Source organism: Brasilonema octagenarum UFV-OR1 (assembly GCF_963888615.1).
GTDB lineage: Bacteria > Cyanobacteriota > Cyanobacteriia > Cyanobacteriales > Nostocaceae > Brasilonema > Brasilonema sennae.
The window spans coordinates 1-6,334 of sequence record NZ_CAWPKW010000182.1 but is presented as its reverse complement, the minus strand read 5'-3'; the positions used below and the strand labels follow the sequence as shown (position 1 = coordinate 6,334).

The window sequence follows — 6,334 nt, the reverse complement described above, 5'->3', positions numbered from 1 at the left end:
GTAGTAATACCAACTGCTTTAAATAAAGAAATTATACTTTTAAACTTTTGAATCTTTAGTATATGGTTGATATCAAACCGGATGAAATATCGGCGATCTTACGCCAGCAACTGGCCCAGGTAGACGGTGGCGCCAGCCTTGAAGAAGTAGGTACCGTATTGCAGATAGGCGACGGTATCGCCCGCGTGTATGGCCTCACAGGCGTACGTCAGGGTGAGCTTGTTGAGTTCGCGAACGGCGTAAAAGCGATTGCCCTCAACCTTGAAGAAGACAACGTCGGTGTTGTACTCATGGGTGAATACAAAGGCATCCGTGAAGGCGACAAAGTGCGCCGTACCAACAAGATCGCTTCTATTAAAGTAGGTGAGGGTATGGTTGGCCGCGTTGTTAACACTCTCGGCGAACCTATCGATGGTAAAGGCCCTATCTCTGGCGACCTGTATGAGATGCCACTCGAGCGTAAAGCTCCGGGCGTTATTTACCGTGAGCCGGTTAAAGAACCACTGCAAACAGGTATCAAAGCGATCGATGCCATGATTCCTATCGGCCGTGGTCAGCGCGAGCTCGTGATCGGCGACCGTCAGACAGGTAAAACCGCTATCTGTATCGACACCATCATCAACCAAAAAGAATTCCACGCTGCAGGCAAGCCTGTTTACTGTATATACGTTGCTATCGGACAGAAAGCTTCTACAGTAGCCGGTGTGATGAAGACGCTCGAAGACAACGGCGCTATGGCTTACACTACCATAGTTGCAGCTTCTGCTTCTGATCCTGCTCCGCTCCAGTTCTACGCTCCATTCGCTGGTGCAGCTATTGGCGAGTTCTTCCGCGATACAGGCCGCCCGGCTCTGGTTATCTATGATGACCTTTCTAAGCAGGCTGTGGCTTACCGTGAGGTGTCGCTGCTCCTTCGCCGCCCTCCGGGACGTGAGGCTTACCCTGGTGACGTATTCTATCTCCATAGCCGTCTCCTCGAGCGCGCTGCTAAGGTGATCAACAACGATGACGTTGCCAGCAAAATGAACGATCTTCCTGAAAGCATCAAGCACCTCGTGAAAGGTGGTGGTTCTCTTACCGCTCTTCCTATCATCGAAACTCAGGCAGGTGACGTATCTGCATATATCCCGACAAACGTGATCTCGATCACCGATGGTCAGATATTCCTCGAATCAAACCTCTTCAACGCTGGTATCCGTCCGGCCATCAACGTGGGTATCTCTGTAAGCCGCGTAGGTGGTAACGCTCAGATCAAATCCATGAAGAAAGTAGCAGGTACCCTGAAACTTGACCAGGCCCTCTACCGCGAGATGGAAGCGTTCTCTAAATTCGGTGGCGACCTCGATGCTGCAACCAAAAACGTAATCGACAAGGGTAGCCGTAACGTGGAGATCCTGAAACAGGCTCAGTTCAACCCATATTCAGTAGAGAAGCAGGTTGCTATCATCTACCTGGGTACAAACAACCTCATCCGCGAGGTTCCTGTTAAGAATGTTCGTGCGTTCGAAGAAATGTTCCTCCAGCAGATGGAACTGAAGCACTCAGACGTTCTGAAGGAATTCAAAAAAGGAAATCTGCCTGAAGATGGTATCGCCAAACTGGTGAAACTGGCTCAGGACCTCATTCCTCAGTTCAAGAACTAATCATTTTATACGCATATTCAAAGCCCCCGGTCATAATCGGGGGCTTTGTTTTTTCAGCTCGTTTGGCTACGCAAAACAGCCATAAATCATTACTTTTACAACCCTAATTAAGCTCAATGAGTACTGAAAGGAAACGCCCGGTCAGGGTATTGGTAGCCAAAGTGGGTCTGGATGGCCACGACCGCGGCGCAAAAGTTATCGCAACAGCACTCCGCGACGCGGGTATGGAAGTGATCTACACAGGTCTGCGCCAAACCCCTGAAATGGTAGTGAATACGGCCCTGCAGGAAGACGTGGATGCGCTGGGTATCAGCATTCTCAGTGGCGCTCACATGACGGTCTTCCCGCGTGTCATGCAGCTCATGAAAGAAAAAGGTCTCAACAACGTACTGCTTACCGGTGGCGGCATCATTCCTGATGAGGACATGAAGCAACTCAAAGAAATGGGCGTGGGCGACCTCTTCCCTCCCGGAACATCCACAGTGGATATCGCAGCATATATAAACAACTGGGTATCAGAGCACAGAAAAGAACTTTTATAAACATTCAACATCAACAAAGATGTACAACACAATACTTACAGAACTGGAGAACGGTACGCTCATTATCACCATCAATCGCCCCGATAAAATGAACGCACTCAATCGTGACGTTGTCGGCGATCTGGGAAAAGCGCTTGATGAGGTGTACTCCAACCCTGAGATACGTTCAGCGATCATCACCGGCTCGGGCGAAAAAGCGTTTGTTGCCGGTGCCGATATCAGCGAATTTACTTCTATTGGTCCCGATGGCGGAGAGGCGATCGCAAAACGTGGTCGCGAACTAGTTTTCGATAAGATTGAGAATTGCCCGAAACCAATCATAGCGGCTGTCAATGGCTTCTCGCTGGGTGGCGGTTGCGAGTTGGCTATGGCCTGTCACTTCCGCATCGCTTCATCAAATGCCAAATTCGGCCAGCCTGAGGTTAATTTGGGCCTCATTCCCGGTTATGGAGGCACGCAACGGCTCACACGCCTTGTGGGCAAAGGAAGAGCCATGGAAATGCTGCTTACTGCCGACATGATAGGTGCCGACGACGCTAAAGCTGCTGGTCTCGTGAACCACGTAGTGGCACCCGCCTATCTGCTCGCTAAAGCGAAAGAGATTCTACAGAAAATACATACCAAATCACCGTTGCCTGTAGCAGCAATCATTGCCTGTGTCAATGAATGTGCCGATGGCGACCACCACGGCTTCGACAAAGAGATCAAGCGCTTCGGCCAGTGTTTTGCCACTGAGGATATGAAAGAAGGAACATCTGCTTTTCTTGAAAAAAGAAAACCTGTGTTTAAAGGAAAATAATTTATATCTTCAACCTTTAAAATCATCTATAAATGCAGGCTAAGGTTATCCGTCTTTTATCGGTACTATGCGTTGCGGTAGTTATGAGTATTCCCGCTACAGCGCAAAAATTCAGGCCGTCTCGCGTATACATCGAACCCGATGGCTGGTCTATCGGTACCAACATTGGTAAGACTGATATGTGGGGAGATGTGGGCACAAAAGGTCCTATCGATCACTACACCAACAGCAAGTATTTCGACAAAGTCTCTATGATGGGGGGGCTGTTCGGCAGATATTCATTCCACCCGAGTTTTGCCACACGTTTCCAGCTCAACTTCGGTAGCCTGTACGCAACGGACGAATGGAACTACGACGGGGTTAAGGGCAAAAACCTGCTCGAAGGAAAAGATTACGTTCAGCGCTACCTGCGTGCACAGAACGCGAAAGCGATCGTAGTTGAGGCATCTGCAATGTTCGAGTATACGCCGCGTCGCTTTAACCTGCGCGGCAAAGCATACAAGCGCCGCCAGCCATATCTGGCAGCCGGTCTTGCAGTGTTCCATTACACACCGTACAGCACCGTTGGCAAAAGCCCTACATGGGTAAAGACGTACGATCTGTCGCTCGAAGGGCAAGGCTGGGAGGGGGCCTCTTATCCTAAGAAGAATTCTCGCTGGCAGCCGGCAGTACCACTCGCATTCGGTTATCGTTGGGATCTCGGCGACCACCTGAACCTCGGCATCGAATACATGTACCGCATGACCATGTTCGACTACCTTGACGGTGTAAGCGGCAAGTACGTAAGTGCGTTTGAATTCAACCAGAACCTCGGACCTAAAGAAGCTGCAACTGCAATTCAGGTGGCCGATAAAACGCCTTATTACAACAACTCCTTGGCCAACAAGCCGGGCACTTTGCGCGGCAATCCGGGAAATAACGATGGTTACTCCACATTTACCATCACTTTCTCATACAAGGTTCCGTCAAGACACCGCATCTGGTGGCAGCCTAAACAGTTCTGATCAGGCACGCAAGCAACCCGATACCGTCTCACCTTACTCTATGATAGCATTCCTATGCTGATATCTATACACGTGCCCGCCAAGGTATCTCAGCAGCATTGTTGATGTGGCTGATGTAGCGCGATAATACAAAAAGGAAATCTGATAAACGGTTCAGGTACTGAAGCACTATCGGTGGTATCTCCTCATTCTGTTCCTGCATCGCCACACAAATGCGTTCTGCCCTGCGGCATACACACCGGGCCACGTGGCAGGTTGAAGATGCCAGATTTCCACCGGGCAATATAAACGAGCGCATCTCCGGCAACACTTCATTCATGCTGTCAATCTGCTGCTCCAACCAGGTTACATCAGTGTCATGCAGGTCCGGCAGTTTCATCTTCACCTCCTTCCCCGGGTCTGTTGCTAATACCGAACCTACTGTAAATAACCGATCCTGAATCTCTCGCAGCCATTCACTGATCTTTTCATTGCCGGCCATGTCGTTTACCATACCTATGTACGAATTCAATTCGTCCACAGTACCGTAACTCTCGATCCTGATATGACTCTTCGGCACACGCACGCCACCTATCAGGCTGGTACCTCCCTTGTCTCCTGTCTTTGTGTATATCCTGAACACTGCTTTCCTTTTTATTTGTGTAAAGATCAGACGTTTACTGCCTGCTTGTTTTTCCTGATATCTGTTTCCACAACGCCATCCCTTATCCTGATCACACGTTGTGTATAGTTTGCAATATCTTCTTCATGGGTCACAAGTACCACCGTGTTGCCATTGCCATGTATGTCGCCGAACAACTCCATTATTTCAACTGATGTCCTCGTGTCAAGATTACCCGTCGGTTCATCGGCCAGTAGTATAGATGGATTGTTGATCAATGCCCGCGCTATTGCCACGCGCTGGCTCTGGCCACCCGATAGCTCATTCGGCTTGTGATGCGCTCGCTCACTCAGCCCCACCTTATCCAACATGGCTCGCGCACGCTCTTCGCGCTCCTTGCGCGATGCGCCCGAATAAATTAGTGGCAACGCCACATTCTCCCACGCGGTCAGCCGTGGCAACAGATTGAATTGCTGAAACACAAAGCCTATCTCCACATTGCGCACATCCGCAAGCTGGTCGTCCTGCATATTGCTCACATCCTTACCGTTCAAAACATACTGTCCTCCTGACGGAGTATCAAGGCAACCCAAAATGTTCATTAGAGTAGATTTCCCCGACCCAGATGGCCCCATAAGCGCCACGTACTCATTCTCCATTATCAGCAACGATATCCCCTTCAGTACTTGCAATTCCTGCTTTCCCATGAAATAACTCTTGCGTATATCGTTCAGCCTGATTACTTCTTTCATCGGTCACGGCACATTAGCTCCGCTTAATTTCAAAAATACGCATAATTTCACCCTCATAATGATTTGCTTCCCAAATTGTAAGATCAACCTAGGGCTGTTCGTCACCGCCAAACGTGCCGACGGATACCATGATCTCGAAACTGTTTTTTTCCCCGTTTCAGACAATACATCGGTTGCTGAACCATATCAGAGCATCTTGCACGATGTACTTGAAGTAGTACCCGCTGCAACCACCTCGCAAATGCACCTCAGCGGCCTGCCGGTTCAGGGCGAAACCAACAATAACCTAGTGTGGAAAGCATACCAACTACTCAACGATACCTACCCGGGAAAGATTCCCCCCGTAGATATCTATCTGCACAAGGTGATCCCCATGGGTGCCGGCCTGGGTGGTGGCTCAGCAAACGGAGCATGGATGTTGCGACTCCTCAACGACATGTTCTCATTGCAATGCACTCAGGAACAACTTGCAGCATTCGCATTGCAACTCGGGTCCGATTGTCCGTTCTTCATTTACAATACTCCTCAGTTCGCTGCGGGCCGTGGCGAAAAAATGTCATCGGTCACACTCTCGCTTGACAACTATGAGATACGTGTCATTTGCCCGGGAATTCATGTCTCCACCCGCGATGCATTCTCTATGATCACACCAAGGCCTGCTCCTTTCGACCTCCGTACAATAGCTGACCTGCCTGTATCAGAATGGAAACACCACATCAGCAACGACTTTGAACAAACTGTTTTCCCTATTCATCCGCAACTGGCCGAGATTAAAAATAAGCTGTATGATGATGGTGCATTGTACGCCTCTATGAGCGGCACAGGCTCTGCCGTTTATGGGATCTTTAATAAATAAGCTTTATTTATATATCGCCAGAACTACCATTTTCAACCCACTTTTGGCGAGTTATATAATTTCTATATTTCGCCAAAACTGCCTACTTTTTACTACTTTTGGCGAAATATAATATCCCATAATATGGAAGTATTGGC

7 protein-coding genes are annotated in these 6,334 nt (G+C 49.1%); 5 read left to right on the top strand and 2 right to left on the bottom strand.

Annotated elements, in window-relative coordinates:
* Positions 1 to 62: 62 nt before the first annotated feature.
* From atpA to AC5590_RS12515, 4 genes are all read left to right on the top strand, one after another.
* Positions 63 to 1,643, top strand: coding sequence for a F0F1 ATP synthase subunit alpha (gene atpA, locus AC5590_RS12530; RefSeq protein ID WP_169268776.1), 1,581 nt, complete (start codon positions 63 to 65; stop codon positions 1,641 to 1,643).
* A 116-nt stretch (positions 1,644 to 1,759) separates the two neighbouring features.
* Positions 1,760 to 2,185: a cobalamin B12-binding domain-containing protein gene (locus AC5590_RS12525; RefSeq protein ID WP_169268775.1), complete on the top strand. Its 426-nt coding sequence runs from the start codon at positions 1,760 to 1,762 to the stop codon at positions 2,183 to 2,185.
* 19 nt (positions 2,186 to 2,204) lie between these two features.
* On the top strand, positions 2,205 to 2,984 hold the full coding sequence (locus tag AC5590_RS12520) for an enoyl-CoA hydratase/isomerase family protein (RefSeq protein WP_169268774.1): 780 nt from the start codon (positions 2,205 to 2,207) through the stop codon (positions 2,982 to 2,984).
* 83 nt (positions 2,985 to 3,067) lie between these two features.
* On the top strand, positions 3,068 to 3,988 hold the full coding sequence (locus AC5590_RS12515; RefSeq protein ID WP_169268773.1) for a hypothetical protein: 921 nt from the start codon (positions 3,068 to 3,070) through the stop codon (positions 3,986 to 3,988).
* Between the two features lie 64 nt (positions 3,989 to 4,052).
* Here the strand turns inward: AC5590_RS12515 and AC5590_RS12510 are convergent, their stop codons facing one another.
* Both AC5590_RS12510 and AC5590_RS12505 read right to left on the bottom strand, forming a co-directional pair.
* Positions 4,053 to 4,610, bottom strand: coding sequence for a cob(I)yrinic acid a,c-diamide adenosyltransferase (locus tag AC5590_RS12510; protein WP_169268772.1), 558 nt, complete (start codon positions 4,608 to 4,610; stop codon positions 4,053 to 4,055).
* Between the two features lie 26 nt (positions 4,611 to 4,636).
* A complete protein-coding gene (locus AC5590_RS12505) occupies positions 4,637 to 5,341 on the bottom strand; it encodes an ABC transporter ATP-binding protein (RefSeq protein WP_169268771.1) in 705 nt (234 codons plus the stop codon).
* Between AC5590_RS12505 and ispE the strand changes: the two genes are divergently transcribed.
* Entirely contained in the window at positions 5,307 to 6,197 is an 891-nt protein-coding gene (gene ispE / locus AC5590_RS12500; RefSeq protein WP_211178777.1) for a 4-(cytidine 5'-diphospho)-2-C-methyl-D-erythritol kinase, read from the top strand. The two genes, AC5590_RS12505 and ispE, sit on opposite strands and share 35 nt — an antisense overlap.
* Positions 6,198 to 6,334: the final 137 nt, after the last annotated feature.

What these genes read in the sequence shown, in the direction of transcription:
- atpA (WP_169268776.1), top strand. Translation starts at nt 63, where the DNA reads ATGGTTGATATCAAACCGGATGAAATATCGGCGATCTTACGCCAGCAA.
- AC5590_RS12525 (WP_169268775.1), top strand. Translation starts at nt 1,760, where the DNA reads ATGAGTACTGAAAGGAAACGCCCGGTCAGGGTATTGGTAGCCAAAGTG.
- AC5590_RS12520 (WP_169268774.1), top strand. Translation starts at nt 2,205, where the DNA reads ATGTACAACACAATACTTACAGAACTGGAGAACGGTACGCTCATTATC.
- AC5590_RS12515 (WP_169268773.1), top strand. Translation starts at nt 3,068, where the DNA reads ATGAGTATTCCCGCTACAGCGCAAAAATTCAGGCCGTCTCGCGTATAC.
- AC5590_RS12505 (WP_169268771.1), bottom strand. Translation starts at nt 5,341, where the DNA reads ATGAAAGAAGTAATCAGGCTGAACGATATACGCAAGAGTTATTTCATG.